General features: G+C 69.5%; 21 protein-coding genes and 1 tRNA gene. 11 read left to right on the top strand and 11 right to left on the bottom strand.

From position 1 onward, the window contains the following. Positions 1-41: 41 nt before the first annotated feature. From OXS49_RS10985 to map, 6 genes are all read right to left on the bottom strand, one after another. Positions 42-791, bottom strand: a complete 750-nt coding sequence (locus OXS49_RS10985; protein ID WP_244000728.1) for a peptidase — start codon at positions 789-791, stop codon at positions 42-44. A 41-nt stretch (positions 792-832) separates the two neighbouring features. Further along, positions 833-1,660 (bottom strand): transglutaminase family protein, encoded by an 828-nt coding sequence (locus OXS49_RS10980; protein WP_244000730.1) that lies wholly within the window; start codon positions 1,658-1,660, stop codon positions 833-835. Positions 1,661-1,682: 22 nt separating this feature from the next. Then, positions 1,683-2,630, bottom strand: coding sequence for an alpha-E domain-containing protein (locus OXS49_RS10975; RefSeq protein ID WP_267424090.1), 948 nt, complete (start codon positions 2,628-2,630; stop codon positions 1,683-1,685). A 65-nt stretch (positions 2,631-2,695) separates the two neighbouring features. Further along, positions 2,696-4,135, bottom strand: coding sequence for a circularly permuted type 2 ATP-grasp protein (locus OXS49_RS10970; RefSeq protein WP_244000732.1), 1,440 nt, complete (start codon positions 4,133-4,135; stop codon positions 2,696-2,698). Between the two features lie 96 nt (positions 4,136-4,231). Beyond that, positions 4,232-4,978: a DNA repair protein RadC gene (gene radC / locus OXS49_RS10965; RefSeq protein WP_267424088.1), complete on the bottom strand. Its 747-nt coding sequence runs from the start codon at positions 4,976-4,978 to the stop codon at positions 4,232-4,234. 6 nt (positions 4,979-4,984) lie between these two features. After that, positions 4,985-5,812, bottom strand: coding sequence for a type I methionyl aminopeptidase (map, locus tag OXS49_RS10960; RefSeq protein ID WP_267424086.1), 828 nt, complete (start codon positions 5,810-5,812; stop codon positions 4,985-4,987). A gap of 199 nt (positions 5,813-6,011) precedes the next feature. Between map and OXS49_RS10955 the strand changes: the two genes are divergently transcribed. The 4 genes from OXS49_RS10955 (at position 6,012) to OXS49_RS10940 (ending at position 7,967) form a co-directional block, all read left to right on the top strand. After that, positions 6,012-6,269 carry a zinc-finger domain-containing protein gene (locus OXS49_RS10955; protein WP_243917062.1) on the top strand — a complete coding sequence of 86 codons (258 nt, stop codon included), beginning with the start codon at positions 6,012-6,014 and terminating at the stop codon, positions 6,267-6,269. A 13-nt stretch (positions 6,270-6,282) separates the two neighbouring features. After that, complete coding sequence (locus tag OXS49_RS10950; protein WP_267424084.1) at positions 6,283-7,476, top strand: FAD-dependent monooxygenase; 1,194 nt, start codon at positions 6,283-6,285, stop codon at positions 7,474-7,476. A gap of 34 nt (positions 7,477-7,510) precedes the next feature. Next, a tRNA-Leu gene (locus OXS49_RS10945) sits at positions 7,511-7,597 on the top strand. 121 nt (positions 7,598-7,718) lie between these two features. Then, complete coding sequence (locus tag OXS49_RS10940) at positions 7,719-7,967, top strand: flagellar protein (RefSeq protein ID WP_244000740.1); 249 nt, start codon at positions 7,719-7,721, stop codon at positions 7,965-7,967. Here the strand turns inward: OXS49_RS10940 and OXS49_RS10935 are convergent. The 4 genes from OXS49_RS10935 to OXS49_RS10920 all read right to left on the bottom strand — a co-directional run bounded on the left by OXS49_RS10935 (position 7,957) and on the right by OXS49_RS10920 (position 10,352). Beyond that, positions 7,957-8,655, bottom strand: coding sequence for a YoaK family protein (locus tag OXS49_RS10935; RefSeq protein ID WP_267424083.1), 699 nt, complete (start codon positions 8,653-8,655; stop codon positions 7,957-7,959). The two genes, OXS49_RS10940 and OXS49_RS10935, sit on opposite strands and share 11 nt — an antisense overlap. A gap of 181 nt (positions 8,656-8,836) precedes the next feature. After that, positions 8,837-9,226, bottom strand: a complete 390-nt coding sequence (locus tag OXS49_RS10930) for a hypothetical protein (protein ID WP_267424082.1) — start codon at positions 9,224-9,226, stop codon at positions 8,837-8,839. A 105-nt stretch (positions 9,227-9,331) separates the two neighbouring features. Further along, entirely contained in the window at positions 9,332-9,565 is a 234-nt protein-coding gene (locus tag OXS49_RS10925; RefSeq protein WP_244000746.1) for a hypothetical protein, read from the bottom strand. A gap of 148 nt (positions 9,566-9,713) precedes the next feature. Continuing rightward, on the bottom strand, positions 9,714-10,352 hold the full coding sequence (locus tag OXS49_RS10920; RefSeq protein WP_267424076.1) for a carboxymuconolactone decarboxylase family protein: 639 nt from the start codon (positions 10,350-10,352) through the stop codon (positions 9,714-9,716). Positions 10,353-10,508: 156 nt separating this feature from the next. Here OXS49_RS10920 and hrpB point away from each other — a divergent pair, with 156 nt between their 5' ends. The 7 genes from hrpB (at position 10,509) to OXS49_RS10885 (ending at position 17,576) form a co-directional block, all read left to right on the top strand. Further along, on the top strand, positions 10,509-12,962 hold the full coding sequence (gene hrpB, locus OXS49_RS10915; RefSeq protein WP_267424074.1) for an ATP-dependent helicase HrpB: 2,454 nt from the start codon (positions 10,509-10,511) through the stop codon (positions 12,960-12,962). Positions 12,963-13,007: 45 nt separating this feature from the next. Continuing rightward, on the top strand, positions 13,008-13,433 hold the full coding sequence (locus OXS49_RS10910) for a PaaI family thioesterase (RefSeq protein ID WP_267424072.1): 426 nt from the start codon (positions 13,008-13,010) through the stop codon (positions 13,431-13,433). A 77-nt stretch (positions 13,434-13,510) separates the two neighbouring features. Continuing rightward, positions 13,511-14,734, top strand: a complete 1,224-nt coding sequence (locus tag OXS49_RS10905) for an SMP-30/gluconolactonase/LRE family protein (protein ID WP_267424070.1) — start codon at positions 13,511-13,513, stop codon at positions 14,732-14,734. 87 nt (positions 14,735-14,821) lie between these two features. Continuing rightward, entirely contained in the window at positions 14,822-15,400 is a 579-nt protein-coding gene (locus tag OXS49_RS10900) for a DUF1285 domain-containing protein (protein ID WP_267424068.1), read from the top strand. Next, the gene (locus OXS49_RS10895; RefSeq protein WP_244000759.1) at positions 15,397-16,068 is read left to right on the top strand and encodes a CoA pyrophosphatase; all 672 of its coding nucleotides are present in this window, start codon (positions 15,397-15,399) and stop codon (positions 16,066-16,068) included. The genes OXS49_RS10900 and OXS49_RS10895 overlap by 4 nt, the downstream gene beginning before the upstream one ends. A gap of 12 nt (positions 16,069-16,080) precedes the next feature. Further along, positions 16,081-16,338: a DUF6111 family protein gene (locus OXS49_RS10890; RefSeq protein ID WP_244000761.1), complete on the top strand. Its 258-nt coding sequence runs from the start codon at positions 16,081-16,083 to the stop codon at positions 16,336-16,338. Further along, entirely contained in the window at positions 16,335-17,576 is a 1,242-nt protein-coding gene (locus tag OXS49_RS10885) for a CCA tRNA nucleotidyltransferase (protein WP_267424066.1), read from the top strand. The genes OXS49_RS10890 and OXS49_RS10885 overlap by 4 nt, the downstream gene beginning before the upstream one ends. 94 nt (positions 17,577-17,670) lie before the next feature. Here the strand turns inward: OXS49_RS10885 and OXS49_RS10880 are convergent, their stop codons facing one another. Then, positions 17,671-18,072: a F0F1 ATP synthase subunit epsilon gene (locus OXS49_RS10880; protein ID WP_244000765.1), complete on the bottom strand. Its 402-nt coding sequence runs from the start codon at positions 18,070-18,072 to the stop codon at positions 17,671-17,673. Positions 18,073-18,084: the final 12 nt, after the last annotated feature.

Genomic DNA, 18,084 nt, shown 5'->3' with positions numbered 1-18,084 from the left:
CTGAAGGCTCTGCACGCCGCCTGAACCGTTCTTACGCCCCGCTACTTCTCCGAAGGCCCGTACGGCGGCCGCGGGATCGCCCGGTGCGCGGCCCGGAGTGCCGCCGACCAACGCTCGCGCAGATCGTGAAAATACCCCTCGCCGGCCTCGATCCGGTGGTTCACCTCCGGGTCGAGGGCGTTCCGGCGCGCCACCGCGATGTCGATCGGCAATCCCACCCCGAGATTCGAACGCATGGTCGAATCCATCGAGACAAGGCTCACCTTCAAGGCGTCGTACAGGTCGGTCCGGTAGGTCACTGCCCGGTCGAGGATCGGCTTGCCGTATTTGTGCTCGCCGATCTGGAGGAACGGCGCGTCCATGCTGCACTCGATGAAATTGCCGGCCGAGTAGATCAGGTACAGCCGCATCTCGCCGGTACCGATCTGGCCGCCGAACAGCAGCGAGATCGAAAACCGGATATTGGCTGCCTCGAAGCCGTCCTTCTCGATCATGCGGACACGGCGGATCGCGCGCCCGATCAGTTGCGCCGCTTGGAACATCGTCGGTGCCTCGACGAGTCGCTGCGGCGGCTCATCGTCCTCGCCGGGAACGCCCTCCTGCAGGAGGCTCAGCACCGATTGGGTGATCGACAGGTTGCCGGCCGAGGCCAGCATCATCACCCGCTCGCCCGGGACGTTGAAGTGATGCAGCTTGCGATAGGTCGAAATGTCGTCGAGCCCCGCATTGGTGCGGGTGTCGGCGACCATCACGAGCCCGTCCTCGACTAGGACACCGACGCAGTAGGTCATCGTCTTGGGCTCTCGTGCGGCCGGGGCCGGTGTCGCGGGAATCAGGATTGGATTGCGGCCCTGCCTTGCTCGACGTGAAGCTTCACGTCCAGTGTCTCGATGCCGCCACCGGTGCGGCTGCCGCGGATCGGCGCTGCGCCGAGATAGTCGAGCCCCGTGGCGACGCGGATGTAGCTGTCGGACGGGCTCATCCCGAAGCACGGATCGAACGCGACCCAGCCGAGATCCGGCACCAATGTCTCGGCCCAACCGTGCGGCGCCTCGACCGCGGCCTCGCCATCGTCGCGGGCCCGGTAGCCCGCCACGTAGCGCGCCGGGATGCCGATATGCCGGGCCGCCGCGATGAAGACGTGCGTCAGATCCTGGCAGATGCCCCGTCCCGCCGTGAAGGCCTTGCCGGCCGGGACGGCATTCGCGGCCGGGCCCGGCTCGAACGCGACCGCTTCGGGGACGGCGTCCATCAGGCGGTGGAGCAAGGCCAGCGGCGACGCGTCCCCATTGGTCGCGACGCGCTCGGCGAAACCCTGCAGCTCGACGCTCGTCGCGCAGAGATCCGTGTCGCGCAGGTAGAACGCGTCCGGCAGGCGCTCGATCGTCCCGCGCACGACCCCTTGCGTGTCCTCGGTATCGACCGCGCCAGTCACCTTGATGATCAGGGCGTCGGTCGGCTCGTCCGGGGTGAACCAATGGACGAGATTGCCGAACCCGTCCTCGCGGGCGGTCAGCCGCCCGTCGACCGTGGTGTCGATCCGCCAGGTCCGGACATACTGCCCGTCATGGTCTCTGGGCGTGAGGCGCAGGACCTGCACGAGCCCGCGTGCGGGCTGCTCGTAGGTGTAGATGGTCTCGTGGACCACGCGAATGCGCATGCGCCGTCCTGTCCGTCTCGCTTCAGCCGACCAGATACTGCTTGGCGATGGCTTCGCCTACATTATTGTTCTCGGCGACGAAGGCCTCGACGAATTCGTGCAGGCCCGAGGCGAAGACCCGGTCGATATCCTCGCCTTCGAGCTTGGCCAGCATGTTGCCCGCGAGCCGCTGGCTCGGTCCCCGGCGGCCATAGGCGTCCGCGATCAGGTCGAGATACTCGACGATCACGCCGTAGCAGTTCGCGAAGGAACGCGGCATCTGCTTGTTGAGCATCAGCAGGTCTGCCACCAGGAGCGGTTTGACGCTCTCCCGATACACCCAGTGGTAGGCATTGAAGGCCGAGACTTCGCGTAGGATCGTGGTCCACTGGAAGTAGTCGAGGCTGCCGCCGACTGTCTCGTCCTGGGGTAGCAGGATCTTGTATTTCACGTCGAGAATGCGGGCAGTGTTGTCAGCGCGCTCGATGGCGGTGCCGAGCCGGGTGAACCAGAACCCGTCGTTGCGCAGCATCGTCCGGAAAGCCGAGCCGTCAAAGGTCAGCGACACCGTCTTCACCCAATCGAGGAAGCGGCCGAACTCGTCGCGGTTGAGCTCCTTGCCCGAATAGTTACGCAGTTCCAGCCACGCGCCGTTGATCGCGTCCCACATCTCGGTGGTGAGCGCCGTGCGCACCGAACGGGCATTCTCGCGCGCCGCCTCGATACAGGAGCGGATCGAGGACGGATTGTGCGGGCTGAAGGCGAGGAAATCACAGACCGTATCGGCGTTGACCACGCTGTAATGCGCCTTGAACGCGTCCCTGTCGCCGGCCGAGGCCAGAGCCGAGTCCCATTCGTTGGTGCTGCCGCCGCCATAGCTCGTCGGCAGCGAGGCGAATCGGTGCGCCGCGTCGAGGATGCGGGCGACGAAATCGGCGCGCTCGACGTAGCGCGAGAGCCAGAAAAGATTGTCGGCGGTCCTGGAAAGCATCGGTCTTCAGCCAAGTCGTGCGGACCACGATGTCCGCGCCTCGGAACGTCCGGATGGCGTGGGGCTCAGGCGTCGAGCACCCAAGTGTCCTTCGTGCCACCGCCCTGGCTGGAATTGACCACCAGGGACCCTTCCTTCAGCGCCACGCGCGTCAGCCCCCCCGGCACGATGCGGATCTGATCGGCGCCGCATAGCACGAACGGCCGCAGATCCACGTGGCGGGGCGCGACGCCCGAGGCCACGAAAGTCGGGCAGGTGGAGAGTGACAGGGTCGGCTGAGCGATGAAGCCGTCGGGCGCGTGCCTGAGCTTCTTGGCGAAATCGTCGATCTCGCGCTTGCTCGCGTGCGGCCCGACCAGCATGCCGTAGCCGCCCGAGCCGTTGACCTCCTTCACGACGAGTTCGGACAGGTTGTCCATCACGTACGCGAAGGCGTCCTTCTCGCGGCAGCGGTAGGTCGGCACGTTGTGCAGGATCGGCTCCTCGCCGGTGAAGAACTTCACGATCTCCGGCATGTAGCTGTAGACCGCCTTGTCGTCCGAGATGCCGGTCCCGACCGCGTTGGCCAAGGTAACAGTACCACGCTCGTAGGCGTTCATCAGGCCGGGCACGCCCAGCACGGAGTCCGGGCGGAAGACCAGGGGATCCAGGAAATCGTCGTCGAGGCGGCGGTAGATCACGTCGACCTTCCGCGGGCCCTCGGTGGTGCGCATGTAGACCACGTCGTCCCGGGTGAAGAGGTCGGACGCCTCCACCAGTTCGACGCCGAGCTTGTCGGCCAGGAACGAGTGTTCGTAGAAGGCCGAGTTGTAGCGGCCGGGGGTCAGCAGCACGACGGTGGGGTCCCGGGTCGCCGTTCCCGGCGCGAGGCTGCGCAGGGTGGCGAGCAGGGCGTCGGGATAATTCTCCACCGGGGCGACCCGGTGCTTGGAGAACAAGTCCGGGAACAGGCGCAGCATCACCTCCCGGTTCTCCAGCATGTAGGACACGCCGGAGGGGATCCGGGCATTGTCCTCCAGCACGAAGAAATCGTTCTCGCCGGTGCGCACGATGTCGATGCCGGCGATGTGGACGTAGAGGTCATGCGGCACCCGGAACGAGCGCATCTCCATGCGGTAATGGGCGTTCCGATAGACGAGGTCGGCCGGGATGATGCCGGCCTTGATGCATTCCTGTGCGCCGTAGATATCCTTCAGGAACAGGTTGATGGCGGTGACCCGCTGCTTCAGTCCGCGCTCCAGGAACGACCATTCCGGCTTTGTGATCACCCGCGGGATGATGTCGAACGGGATCAGGCGTTCGGTCGATTCGTTGTCGCCGTAGACCGCGAAGGTGATGCCGATCCGGCGGAACAGCAGCTCGGCCTGGCTGCGTCGGGTGTTGAAGTGTTCCGGCGGTGTCGCATCGAGCCACGCCTTGAGCTGGCCGTAGGCGTCTCGGACGGCGGCCGGATCGGCGGCGCCGGTGCCGAGTCCGTTCATCTCGTCGAAGGCCGTCAACGCCATCCCGCTCCTCCCTTACGCTCCTGCTCTTGAGGCAAGAGGCGCGCCATCCCGCCACGGCTATAGGCGTGCGCATTAACGCTCAAGGCGGCCGAAGGATCAGATCAGCTTCAAACCTTTCAAGCTGGCATGTCCGTTTCGCCCCAGGATGACGTGATCGTGCACGACGATCTTCAGAGGCGTCAGGACAGCGATGATCTCGCGGGTCATCGCCACGTCGGCCGCCGATGGCGTCGGATCGCCGGACGGGTGGTTGTGGGCGAGGATGATGGCGGTGGCCGAGAGTTCCAGCGCGCGGCGGGCGACCTCGCGGGGATAGACCGGGGTGTGGTCGACGGTGCCGCGCCCCTGCACCTCGTCGGCGATGAGGTGGTTGCGCTTGTCGAGGAACAGGATCCGGAACTCCTCGCGCGGCGCGAACGCCATGGTGGCGCGCAGGTATTCATGCAGCGCGCCCCACGAGCCGAGCAGTTCGCGCTCGCGGATCGCCCCCCGGGCGAGTCGCCGCCCGGCCGCCTCGATCACCTTGAGGTCGGAGACCACGCCGGCGCTGACACCGGGCACTTCCATCAGCCGCGCCGGCTCGGCGCTCACCACTTCGGCGAAACTGCCGAACCGGGCGACCAGGGCCTTGGCGAGCGGCTTCACGTCCCGCCGGGGGATCGCCCGGAACAGGACCAGCTCCAGAAGCTCGTAATCCGGCAGCGCATCGCTGCCCGCCGCCGCGAACTTCTCCCGAAGCCGGTCGCGGTGGCCGTGATAGTGCGGCGCCTCCCTGCCCAGCGTAGCCGCTTCGGCGCTCTCCGCGAACAACCCCGCCGCGGCGTCGTCCGGCAACGGCGCCATGGGCGGTCAGGCGGCGGGATTGATGGGCTGGTGCAGCCCCTTCGGTGAGATCGTGAAGATCTCCACGCCCGTCTCGGTCACCGCCACCGTGTGCTCGAACTGTGCCGAGAGCGACCGGTCGCGGGTGACGGCGGTCCAGCCGTCGCCCAGCACCTTCACGGCCGGACGGCCGAGGTTGATCATCGGCTCGACCGTGAAGAACTGGCCGGGCTTGAACGGCACGTCGTAGCTCGCCTCGACGTAGTGCAGGATCGTCGGCGCGTCGTGGTAGGTGCGCCCCAGGCCGTGGCCGCAGAAGTCGCGTACCACCGAGCAGCGCTCACTCTCCGCATAGGCCTGGATCGCCCGGCCGATATCGTTGGTGGAGCCGCCCGGCTTCACCGCCGCGACGCCGCGCATCAGGGCCTCGTAAGTGATCTCGCATAGGCGCTGCGCCTTGCGGGGCACCTCGCCGACATAGGCCATGCGGCTCGAATCGCCGTGCCAGCCATCGAGAATCAGGCAGATGTCGAGGTTGACGATGTCGCCCTCGCGCAACGGCTTGTCGTTGGGGATGCCGTGGCAGACCACGTGGTTGATCGAGGTGCAGATCGACTTCGGATAGCCGCGATAGAGCAGCGAGGCCGGATAGGCCCCGTGGTCCATGGCGAAGTCGTAGGCGAGCTTGTCGAGCGCCTCGGTGGTGATTCCGGGCTGGGTCGCCTCCATGAGCAGATCGAGGGCCTCGGCCGTGAGGCGCCCCGCGCGGCGCATGCCTTCGAAGCCCTCCGGGCCGTGGATCGGGGGCTCGGGGGCGCGGCGCGTCCCCTGCGCGGTGGCCTGTTCCTGCTGCATCTCAAGACTTTTCGCGGCGTCATCAATCGGGCGTGCGACGTATGTACGGTGCCCGGCGCGGCAGGCCAAGCGGCGCACCGCGGTCGGTTGGGCGAGGCTTGCGCCGGCCGCGGGGCTGGCGGCATAAGCGACCGCGAGGCGCCCGGGTGCGCGCGGGCAGATTTGCCGCGCGATCGGTTGCGGGTCAGGCGAGGGCCGGATGGCAGGCAAGGCGGTACCCCACTTCCACAACGAGCCGGGCGTCCCGGTGATCGCCGTGGGTGTGAAGGAGTTCATGTGCATCGGCGCGCTGCCGCCGTTCGACCACCCGCACGTCTTCCTCGACATGGGCGCCGACACCGAGATCATCTGCCAGTACTGCTCGACGCTGTACCGCTATCGCGCCGGCCTGAAGCCGGACCAGGCGGATCCGCAGGCCTGTGTCTGGCAGGACGACGCCAAGGTCGCGGCGGAGTAGGCGCGCAGCTTCCGTGTCATCCGAGAATCGAGCCCTGCGGATCGGAATCGTCGGGGCCGGGATCGGCGGCCTGACGACGGCCCTTGCGCTGTCCGATGCCGGCCATGCCGTCACCGTGATCGAGCGCCGCACCGGCTTCAGTGAAGTCGGGGCGGGAATCCAGATCTCGCCCAACGCCAGCCAGGTGCTCGCCGGCCTCGGCCTGTCGCCGGCCTTGCACCGGGCGGCGAGCGAGCCCCCGGGCGTGGCGGTCCGCGCCCTCGACAGCGGCCGCAGCCTCGGCGGCGTCGCCCTCGGCGCGAATGCGCGCGCACGCTTCGGCGCGCCCTACTACGTGATCCACCGGGCCGATCTGCAGACCCTGCTGCTTGATGCCCTGCGCGGCCGGCCGGCGATCCGCCTGATGATGGGCCGTACCGCCACGGGCCTCACCGAGACGGATGCCGAGATCCGGCTCGTCGCCGAGAGCAGCGGCGGCACGCAGGACCTGGCCTTCGATCTTCTGGTCGGGGCCGACGGGCTGCGCTCGCGCCTGCGTGACCGGCTCGATCGGGCGCCGCTCCGTCCCGGTCATGCGGCGGCGTGGCGGGCCCTCGTCCCGATCGACGCCGTGCCGGAGGCCTTACGCGGGCCGGCGACCGGCCTGTGGCTCGGCCGGAACCGGCATGTGGTGCATTACCCGGTGCGCGATGCCCAATACCTCAACGTCGTGGCGGTCGTGCCCGAGGCGGTGGGGGACGAGGGCTGGGGCCGGCTCGGTGAGCCCGCGGTGCTGCGAAAATTCTTCCGCACCTGCGCCGAGCCGCTGCGCGAGCTCCTCGCCGTGCCGGATTCCTGGCTGGTCTGGTCGCTGGCCGACCGGGCGGTGGCGCGCCCCCTCGCCCGCGGCCGCTTCGCGTTGCTCGGTGACGCGGCGCATCCGGTCCTGCCTTATCTGGCGCAGGGGTCGGCGCTCGCCATCGAGGATGCCGCGGTGCTGACGCGCGCGCTCGCCGCCCACCCGACCGTGCCGGCGGCGCTCGATGCCTACGCGGCGGAGCGGTCGGCCCGGGTCCGACGCGTGCAGAAGGCAGCCCGCGCCAACGGCCGCACCTACCATGCGCGGGGCCTCGTGGCGCTCGCCCGCAACGCCTTGATGGGCCGGCTCGGCCCCGACGGCATGCGCGACCGCTACGCTTGGCTCTACGGCTGGACGCCCCCGGCTTGATCGCGGGACCGGGCGCCGCTACCGAGGGTCCGATGCGGACGTGGCGGAACCGGTAGACGCACGAGACTTAAAATCTTGCGGCCGCAAGGCCGTGCGGGTTCGAGTCCCGCCGTCCGCACCAGCATCCCCCCAGAACACAACCTCAAGCATCTGCCCCGGAATCGGCGATCCCTCGCATTTGAGTGATCCTCTCAACACAACCGCAGCGTGAGTCCGGCACAATCATCAGCCGGAGGTACCGCATGATCGACGCCCTTCAGACCGCCTTCACCGGCATGGCCCGCGCCACCGACCGCCTTGGCAGCGCCGCCCAGACCATCGCATCCGCCGGAGCACCCGTCTCCGGAACGTCCCTGGAACCCGCCGCAAGCGTCGACCTGTCCGGCGCGGCGGTCGAGCTGCTCGGTGCCAAATCCGCCTTCGCGCTGAACGCGGCCGTGGCGCGGACCGCAAACCGGATGACCGGCCAGCTCCTCGACATCAACGCCTGAGCGCCGGCAGCGCCAGGGCGGCCAAAGTTGCGGCCGCCGCGAACAGCAGCGCTACGCCCACGGCGCGGTAGGCGATGACGCCCACCAGCCCGCCCGCGAGGAACGACCCGACCGTCAGCAGGTGGAGCTGCAGCCGCACCGGATCGTAGCGCTTCAGCGGCACGCGATCGGGCGCGCCGCGATCGAGCCAGCGCGCGAGCTCGATACCGATATCGGTGATCATCCCGGTGACGTGCGTGGTGCGCACTTGCGCCTCGGAAATCTTGGTCACCGCGGCGTTCTGAAGGCCCATCGTGAAGCTCAGGCCGAGTACGAGAGCGTGGCCCCGGGTTGGCTCGTCGAGCGGCAGCGCCACGAGCCCGAGGACGACGAGGCAGAACGCCTCCGCGCAGACGCTATACGCGTGGGAACCGCGCACGGAGCTGCGGCGGCGGTGTCGGATCAGCAGCGTCGAGGTGGCCGAGCCCAGCACGAACAGCAGGACGAGCAGCAGCGCCTCTCCGGCCAGGGCGAAATCGCCGGTGCCCGTCCGGTCGGAGATCGCCGAGACGTTTCCGGTCATGTTCGAGGCATAGAGGCCGACCGCGTAGAACCCCGCCGTGTTCAGCGCGCCGGCCACAGCGGCGAGCGACAGACCGAGCTTCCGATCGGCTTCGGGGGTGCGCGTTGCGCCTTCGTGGACCAGCATCGAATCGTCTTACTGCGCGGACGCTGAACCGACCATTCACGTCCGGCGCGTCGGCCGAGCGCGCTTTAAAGCGGTTTCCAATCACAGTGCAATCGGGAACCGCTCGAAGCCTTCGTCAGCACGCACGCCCTGTCGCCGCGCCGAGCGCTTTCAAGCGGCGCCCTGGGCACCAGCCATCCGCTTACCAGCCGTCATAGGCGCGACGGCCGTAGCCGCGGTATCCGCCGTCCCAGTCATGGTGCCAGTGACGGTCGTATCCGACCGGCACGCGCTCGTAGGTGACGGTCCGGCGGGTGGCGTAGACCGGGGCGTCCTCCTCGTAGACGCGGTAGGCCGGCGCCGGGCGGACCACGACGGGCGCCGGCGGGTAGCCGTAGCCGCCGTAGCCCTCGTCATACTCGTAGGCGGGGGCCGCATGGGCCTGGGTCGCGGCGCCGATCAGGGCGCCGGCCGCAAGGCCGCTGATGATGCCGGCCGCGATGGCACCGCCGCCGCGCGCCTCCGCGGTCGAAGAGGCCAGGGTGCCCACGCCGATCAGCGCGGCGGCCGAAAGCAAAGCGAAGCGTTTCATGACCTGTCTCCGAGTGAAGCGGGCGGTTCGAACCGTCCCGGATCATGGAGAAGACGATGCAACGGCCGCGCTGCATCGCGCCTGAACTGCGTTTGCAGCAACGGTTCAGCTTGCAGGACTACGCGCGGGGTTCGGCGCCTCCCGGACATACCCCCTGGAGATCAAGCGGCTGCGCTCCCGGGTGCGTCGCTCGGCCTCCATGAGGTCGGACAATGCGTCGGCGATCGCGCAGCGCAGCGCGATTTCGGCATCGCCACCCGCGAAGCCGAGATAGGCGCTGCTGATCGCCTCGACGGGACAGGCGTGATCGTCGCGCACGGCATCGGCTGCAATCCGCATCGTGTTCTCCTCCTCGCGCTGGGAACAGAAAGAGAACAAGCCATAAAGGTTAACGTTTCGTCAACGCGCCGGCGTCAGCCCCGTCGGCGATCGCCATAGCCTGTGGACAACGCGGTTTCACCTCCCTGAGGTCTGTGGATAGGACGGCTCAGTCCGGCAATCGCGGCAGGGGTTGGCCGTCCTTGGGGATCGCATAGCGAGCCGCGTTCAGCTCCATGGCGAGCAGCGTGTAGTAGCCCGAGATCGCCGCGAGATCGACGAGCGCCGGCTTGCCGAAGCGGGCCTCGGCTCGGGCGAAGGTGGCGTCGGAGACGCGCTTGGTGTCCTGCAACTCGGAGGTGAAATCGTACACGATCGTCTCGTCGTCGCTCATCCGGGCCGGCCGGCGCCCATCGCGGATCGCCCCGATGATTTCGGCCGAGATCCCCGCCTTCTCGGCGATCGGGGCGTGGACGTACCATTCGTAATCCTGGGTCCAGCGCCGCGCCGTCATCAGGATCACCAGTTCCGACAGGGTGGTGCCGACCTTGGGCTTGAAGCGCAGGTAGTCGCCCATCGAGCGCTCCAGCGTCATGACCTCCGGCGAGTACATCAGCGGCTCGAACGGGCCGAAGGGCGGCTTGCCACGGGCCTGCGCGAAGGATTCGGCCGCCTGCTTCTGCTCGGGCGTGTAATCCTGCGGCGGGATCGTGGGCAGCCTGTCCTGCGCGTGGGCAGCGCCGAGCGCGAGGGGCAAGGCAGCGAGGGGTAGGGCGGCCAGGGCCAGGACGGTCCGGCGAAAGCGCATCGTTTCACTCCCGATTATCTTAAATTCGCCCCAGCTTCGCGGTTGGCCGGCGCGGAGGCCAGCACCCGGTGGCCGGATCGGTATCGAACGCCGCTTGCCGTCACCGGATGGCGGGGCTGTTGCGCGCGGCGGCGCTCCGCGTCATCAGCGGCACCGATGCCCGATCTCCAGACTGCATTGCCGATCGAGGCGGCGCTGCCCGCCCTGCGCGCAGCCCTCGCCGCACGCAACGCCGGCGTACTGGTGGCGCCGCCGGGGGCCGGCAAGACCACGCGCGTACCGCTCGATCTGCTCGACGCGCCCTGGCTCGACGGCCGTAAGATCATTCTGCTGGAGCCGCGCCGGCTCGCGGCCCGGGCCGCGGCGGCCCGCATGGCGCAGACACTGGGCGAGCCGGTCGGCGGCACGGTCGGCCTGCGGGTGCGGCTCGGCTCGAAGATCACGGCCCGGACCCGGATCGAAGTGGTGACCGAGGGCGTGTTCACGCGGATGATCCTCGACGATCCGGAACTGTCCGGCATCGGCGCGGTGCTGTTCGACGAGTTCCACGAGCGCTCCCTCGACGCCGATCTCGGCCTCGCCCTGGCGCTGGACGCACAGGGCGGCCTGCGCGAGGATCTGCGTCTCCTCGTTATGTCGGCGACGCTCGACGGCGCCCGGGTCGCGCGGCTGATGAACGACGCCCCGGTCGTCACGTCGGAGGGTCGCGCCTTCCCGGTGGAGACCCGCTACGTCGAGCGCGATCCGAACCGGCGGATCGAGGAGGCCGTGGCCGAGGTCACGCTGCGCGCCCTCCGGGCGGATCCGGGCTCGGTGCTGGTGTTCCTGCCCGGACAGGCGGAGATACGCCGGACCGCCGACCTGCTGACCGGGCGCGTCGATCCCGGCGTGGTACTGGCCCCGCTCTACGGCGCCCTCCCGCCGGCCGAACAGGACCGGGCCGTCGCCCCCGCGCCGCGTGGGACCCGCAAGGTTGTGCTGGCCACCAGCATCGCCGAGACCTCGCTGACCATCGAAGGCGTCCGGATCGTGATCGATTCCGGGCTCGCCCGGGTGCCGGTCTACGAGCCCGGCCTCGGCCTGACGCGGCTCGTGACCGCGCGCGCCTCCCGGGCCTCCGTGGATCAGCGGCGGGGCCGCGCCGGCCGCACCGAGCCGGGCCTGTGCTGGCGGCTCTGGTCGGAGGCCGGCACCAACGCCCTCGAACCGTTCTCGCGGCCGGAGATCCTGTCGGCCGATCTGGCAGGCCTGCTCCTCGATTGCGCCGCCTGGGGCCTCGCCGACCCGCGGACACTCGCCTTCCTCGACCCGCCGCCCGCTCCCGCGCTGGCCGAGGCTCGCACCCTGCTGGCCGAGCTGGCCGCCCTCGATCCGGATGGACGGCTCACCGAAACCGGCGCACGCCTGCGCGCCCTGCCACTCCCGCCGCGACTGGCCCGGATGGTGACGGTCGCGGCGCGGTCCGGGAAGGCCCAGGCCGCCGCCGACCTCGCAGCCGTGCTGGTCGAGCGCGGCCTGGGCGGCGACACGGTTGATCTCGACGCGCGGGTCGAGCGGTTCCGCCGCGACCGGGGCGGCCGGGCCGCGGACATGCGCCGGCTCGCCGAGGGCTGGGCGCGGATCGCGCGGGGCGGCCCGGATACAGGCCCGTCAACGGCCGGCCACCTTTTGGCGCTCGCCTATCCGGACCGGGTGGCGCGGGCGCGGGGCCGCGACGGCGAGTTCGTGATGGCGAGCGGCCGGGCGGGCCGCCTCGACCCGGCAAGCCCGCTCGCCCAGGAACCCTATTGCGTCGTCGCCGACCTCGTGGGTTCGGCCGGCAACGCCCGCATTTTGGCCGCGGCGGCGATCGAGGCGACGACCATCGAGGCGCTGTTCGCCGACAGGATCGAAGCGCGCACCGAGATCACCTTCGACCCCCAATCCGCCGCCCTCCGGGCCCGGGCGGTGCGGCGGCTCGGCGCCATCAGTCTCGGCGCCAAACCGCTGCCAGTCCCGGCCGACCTCGCCAGCGCGACGATCCTGGCCCGGGGTATCGTGGCGCTGGGGATCGAGCGGCTCCCCTGGACGCCGGCCTTGTCGCAGTGGCGCGCCCGGATACGCTTCCTGCACGCCGCGGAGGGCGGCGTGTGGCCCGACCTGTCGGACGCAGCTTTGGCCGAGACCGCGGAGACGTGGCTCGCCCCCGCCCTGGTCGGGCGCGCGTCCCTGGCCTCGGTCACCGCCGACGACCTCACCGGCGCCCTTCAGGGCCTGCTGCCCTGGGAAATGCGCGCCCGCCTCGACACGGAGGCTCCGACGCATGTGGCGGTGCCGACCGGATCGCGCATCGCGGTCAATTACGACGCCGACGAACCCACCCTGTCGGTGCGGGTGCAGGAGCTGTTCGGCCTCGACCGGCACCCCAGGGCCGGCGGACGGCCACTCGTCCTGCACTTGCTGTCACCAGCCCAACGGCCGATCCAGATCACCCGCGACCTTCCGGGCTTCTGGCGCGGATCCTGGGCCGCGGTGCGCGCCGAGATGCGTGGGCGCTATCCCCGCCACCCCTGGCCGGAGGATCCGCTGGCCGAGGCGCCGACGCGCCGGGTCAAGCCGCGGGGAACCTGACGGCCCTTGCCGGTTTCCAAAGCCGCGGCACAGACGGACGGCACGATGATCACCGAGACCGATCCCTTCGACCCGACCGACGCCAGTTGGGCGCCCATCGCCGACGCGGGCTTCATCGCGCTCGTCGGCCCGGTGCACCGGCGCGCCTCCGATGGGGCTTACGCGTTCCGGGCGGAGCAGAAGCACGCCAACCTGATCGGCGTGGTCCATGGCGGCATGCTGATGAGCTTCGCCGACCGCGCACTCGGCGAGACCGCCATGCGGGCGGCCGACGGCGCCAATTGCGTGACGATCCAACTCGAGATGAAGTTCATCGATGTCGGCCGCCTGGGCAACTGGATCGGCATCCACCCGCAGGTGGTCAAACGGACCGGCTCGCTCGTTTTCATGCGCGGCGACCTGCGCGCGGAAGGCCGGCTGCTGGCCTCCGCGGACGGGGTCTGGAAGATCCTGCGGCGCCGGCCCGATTGACGGAGGCAGGATAGTCGTCCCAGGTTCGGACGTAGTTCGCGCAGAGTTGTCGTGCGGACGCGAGCCGGGGGGATCGCATGCGTCAGGTGGACATAAACCAATCCGAATCTGAGCCGTCATGCGGGTTTGCCCCGCCCTCGCGCCGTTCGGTCCTCGCCGGGTTCGGCCTCACGCTGGGCTCGGTCGGCCTGGCTGTTGCCGAGCCGGTACCGCCCAGCACGGTGACGAACCCGCCGCGCGACTTCCGGCCCAGTGCCGCTCCCACCACCTACTTCACCGATCCCGACGTGCTGGCGGTCGATCCGTCCTTCGCGGCCTACATCGTGCCCAACAGCGCGATCCGCCGCCTCTGGACCGGGGCGCTCTGGGCCGAGGGCCCGGCCTGGAACGCGGTCGGCCGGTTCCTGGTGTGGAGCGACATTCCCAACGACCGTCAGCTGCGCTGGCTGGAGGAGGACGGGCACGTCTCCACCTTCCGCGCGCCCAGCAACAATTCGAACGGCAACAGCTTCGACCGGCAGGGCCGGCAGCTCTCCTGCGAGCACGCCACCCGCCGGGTGGTCCGCTACGAGCTCGACGGCTCGGCGACGGTGCTGGCCGACCGATACGAGGGTAAGCCGTTCAATTCACCGAACGACGTGGTCCAGCATGCGGATGGGTCGTACTGGTTCACCGATCCGCCCTATGGCGGCCAGCTCTACGAGGGCCTGCCGGACGAGGCGGGCGGGCCGTCGAATCCGCAGGGCCATCTGAACCCCCGCCTGGGCCAACCGGCCGGGGTCGTGGCCTTCCGACGGGAGCTCCCCAACGCGGTTTACCGGATCGACCCGTCCGGACGGATCGACCGGGTGCTCACGGACGAGCAGGTGCCGGATCCGAATGGCCTGTGCTTCTCCCCCGACCAGAGCGTCCTCTATGTCTGCTCGACCGGCAAGGGCCCCGGCGATACCGGCCCCGGCGGCAAGGGCGAGATCTACGCCTTCAACGTTGCGGAGGGCGGCAAGCTCTCGAATTGGCGCCTGTTCGCGGATTGCGTGATCGACGGCATCAAATGCGGGCCGGATGGCTTGCGCACCGATGTCGACGGAAACGTCTGGGCGTCGAGCAACGCGGGCCGGGCCGTCGGCTACAACGGTGTCACGGTCTGGAACCCGGCGGGCAAACTGATCGGGCGGATCCGCCTGCCGGAGTCCTGCGGCAACATCACCTTCGGCGGCCCGAAGCGAAACCGCCTGTTCATGGCGGCCAGCCAGTCGCTCTACGCCGTGACGGTGAACACCCAGGGTGCCGGTCCCGCGTGAGGCCCTGACCGCACGGCCAAATTCGCATTGGGTCGGTCCGGTACTCGCCATGGCTGTCGGACCCTCGGGACGCTATCTGTAGCGGGCATGAGCGAGGATTCGACCGACCCGACCCTGAACCGCCTCAGCGCCGCCCTCGGCGACCTGCCGAGCCGGGGGCTGCCGCCGGTGGAGCGCTGGAACCCGCCGTATTGCGGCGCCATCGACATCCGCATCGCGGCGGATGGGACGTGGTATCACGACGGCACGCCGATCCGCCGGCCGAAGCTGGTCCGGCTCTTCTCCACCATTTTGCGGCGCGATCCGGATGGGCGCATCGTCCTGGTGACGCCGGTTGAACGCGTCGGCATCATCGTCGAGGACGCGCCCTTCGTTGCGGTCGAGATGGCGGTGGACGGGTCCGGCAAGGACCGGCGCATCAGCTTCCGGACCAATGTCGACGACCTCGTCCCGGTCGATTCCGAGCACACCCTGCGCTTCGAGGAGGCGGCGGACGGGGCCCTGAAGCCCTATCTCCACGTTCGGGGCGGTCTGTGGGCGCTCGTCTCCCGGGCGCTCACCTACGACCTCGTGGAACTGGCCGAGGAGGGCACCCTCGACGGGGAGACCTGGCTCGGGCTCTGGGCCGGCGGCCTGTTCCATCCGATCGCGCCGGCCGCCGCGTGAGCGACGCCATCGCCGAGTTCCTCGCGCGCGCGGCCGCCGGCCTGTCGCCGCATCCGCCTGGGCCGGACGATCCGACCTCCAACCCGCGCGGGGACCACAATCTCGATCCGGACGGCTCGGCCGTGATCCCGCCGCCGCCGCATCGTCGGGCGGCCGTTCTGGTGCCCGTGGTGTTTCGGCCGGAGGGGCCGAGCCTGATCCTGACGCAACGGGCAGCGAACCTGCGCGACCATTCCGGCCAGGTCGCGCTTCCGGGCGGCAAGATCGACCCGTCCGACCCCGGTCCCGCCGCCGCGGCCCTGCGCGAGGCCGAGGAAGAGATCGGCCTCGACCCCGCCGCAGTGCGTCTCGTCGGCTATATCGATCCCTACCTGTCGGGGACTGGTTTCCTGGTCACGCCGGTGATCGGCCTCGTCGCGCCGGAGGCGACGTTTCGGCCCAACCCCGCCGAGGTGGCCGACCTGTTCGAGGTGCCGTTGCCAGTACTGATGGACCGGGAGCACTACCGTCTGCGCTCCCGCGCCTGGCAGGGCCGCACCCGCTACTTCTACGCTTTGACCTTCGGTGAGCGGCTGATCTGGGGCGTCACCGCCGGGATCCTGAACAACCTCCGCGAGCGGCTCTATCCGGATCTGGAACCGGACCAGATCCACCGCTCGGCCGGGTAGGGATGAACCATCATGTTGCGACGCGTCCTCGAAGAGTTCGGCCTCTTCCTCATCCCCTTCGCGCTGTTTCTGGTCTACCTCGTGCTCGCCGGTCGCAACCCGCTGCGTCGCGTCCACTGGGATGCCCACCTCTTTCGGCTCGTGCTCGCCGGATTGACCATCGTGATCGCGACGCTCGTCTACGAGGGCCTGTTCTCGGACCGCCACGCCGGCGGCTACGTGCCGACGCATATGGAGAACGGGCGGCTGGTCCCCGGTGTCTTCCGGTGAAGCGGGTTCTCAATTCCGGCGGCTTGGTGGCACTCCTCGACCGCCCGGGCGTCTGCCGGGCCCTCGCGGCCCTGGATGAGGCGGGCGCCGAGACCCGGCTGGTCGGCGGCTGCGTCCGCGATGCCCTGCTCGGGATTGGTGCCGCCGACATCGACCTGACCACCACGCTGCGGCCGGAGATCGTCATGGCGCGGGCGCGGGCAGCGGGCCTGAAGGCGGTTCCGACCGGGATCGAGCACGGCACCGTTACCCTGATCACCGAAGATGGGCCGCTCGAAGTCACCACGCTCCGCGAGGATGTCGAGACCGACGGCCGCCATGCGGTGGTTCGGTTCGGAAGCGATTTCGCCCGGGACGCCGAACGCCGCGACTTCACGATCAACGCCCTGTCCCTCGGCCGAGACGGGCGGCTGCACGACACGGTCGGCGGGTTGGCGGATCTGGAGGATGGGCGGGTGCGCTTCATCGGCGATCCCGCGACGCGGATCCGGGAAGACGCCTTGCGGATCCTGCGCTTCTTCCGCTTCCATGCGCGCTTCGGCAGCGAGGCGCCTGAGGCGGCGGCGCTCACCGCTTGCGTGGCCGCGCGGGACAGCCTGCGCCGGCTCTCGCGGGAACGGATCCGCGACGAATTCCTGAAACTTCTGGCGTCGACCGGCGGCCCGCCGATGATATCGATCTTGAGCGGGACCGGCCTGCTTCAGCGGATCACCGGTGGTGTCGGCGAGCTCGGACGGCTTGAGCGCGCTGCCGAAGCCGGCTTGTCGCCCGTGATGCGGCTGGCGGCGCTGGCGGTTGGCGCACGACACGATGCGGATCGCCTGCGCGAGCGTTTTCGGCTCTCGAATCCGGAGCACGGCCAGCTCACCGCCTATGCCGCCGCGCTGGCGGGCCTCCACGGCCGAACCTGGGTCGACGCTGCGGCGGCACGGGCCTGCGCGGCCGAGCATGGCCTGTCGCTCGTGACGGAGACGCTGGCGGTTCTCGCAGGCGAGCCACGGCCCGACGTAACCGACGCGGGGCGCCAGGCGCTCACAGCCTTGCGGGAGGAAGGTGGACCGCCAGCATTTCCGATTGCGGGGGCCGATCTGGTCGCCGCCGGGATCTCACCGGGTCCAGCGATCGGCCGCGCTTTAGCAGCTGCCCGGCGTCTGTGGCTGGAACGCGGATGTCCGTCCGGCGCGGATGCGAGAGCGGCATTGATGGAGGCCGCACTGGCCAGCGCACACGTGCTGTAGATTTACTGCATCAAGGCAATGGCTCGGCGCCCCATCCGACGTTGCGCACTGAGCCAAAACTACATGCAGATGCCACGTAAGGGAGCGTCGCGCCTCAGAGCTTCAGGAGCGCCTTGGTCTCCCGGAGCTGGACGATCTGCCCGTTCAGCTCCTCGCGCTTCTGCAGATCCTCGGTCGCGTCGCGCTGGATCTCGACGGCCTCGATGTCGCGGTCGAGCGAGTCCTGGGTCAGCTCCTCGATCGGCGCGGCGCGCTCGGCCAACACGGTGACCGCCGTCGGTCCGATATCGGCGAAGCCGCCGCGGACGTAGATCCGCTTGCCGCTGCCCTGACTCTCGGTGACCACGATCACGCCGACCCGCAGGGAGGTCAGCACGGGCGCGTGGCCCGGCATTACGGTCATCTCGCCCTCGGTGCCTGGCAGCTGAACGGCGGTCACCTCGCCGGAATACAGCGTCCGCTCGGGGCCGACGAAATCGAAGTGGAAGGTGGCCATGGCCTCAAGCTT

This window comes from Methylobacterium sp. GC_Met_2, assembly GCF_026540795.1.
Classification (GTDB): Bacteria; Pseudomonadota; Alphaproteobacteria; order Rhizobiales; family Beijerinckiaceae; genus Methylobacterium.
This window is presented reverse-complemented; position numbering and strand designations above follow the sequence as displayed.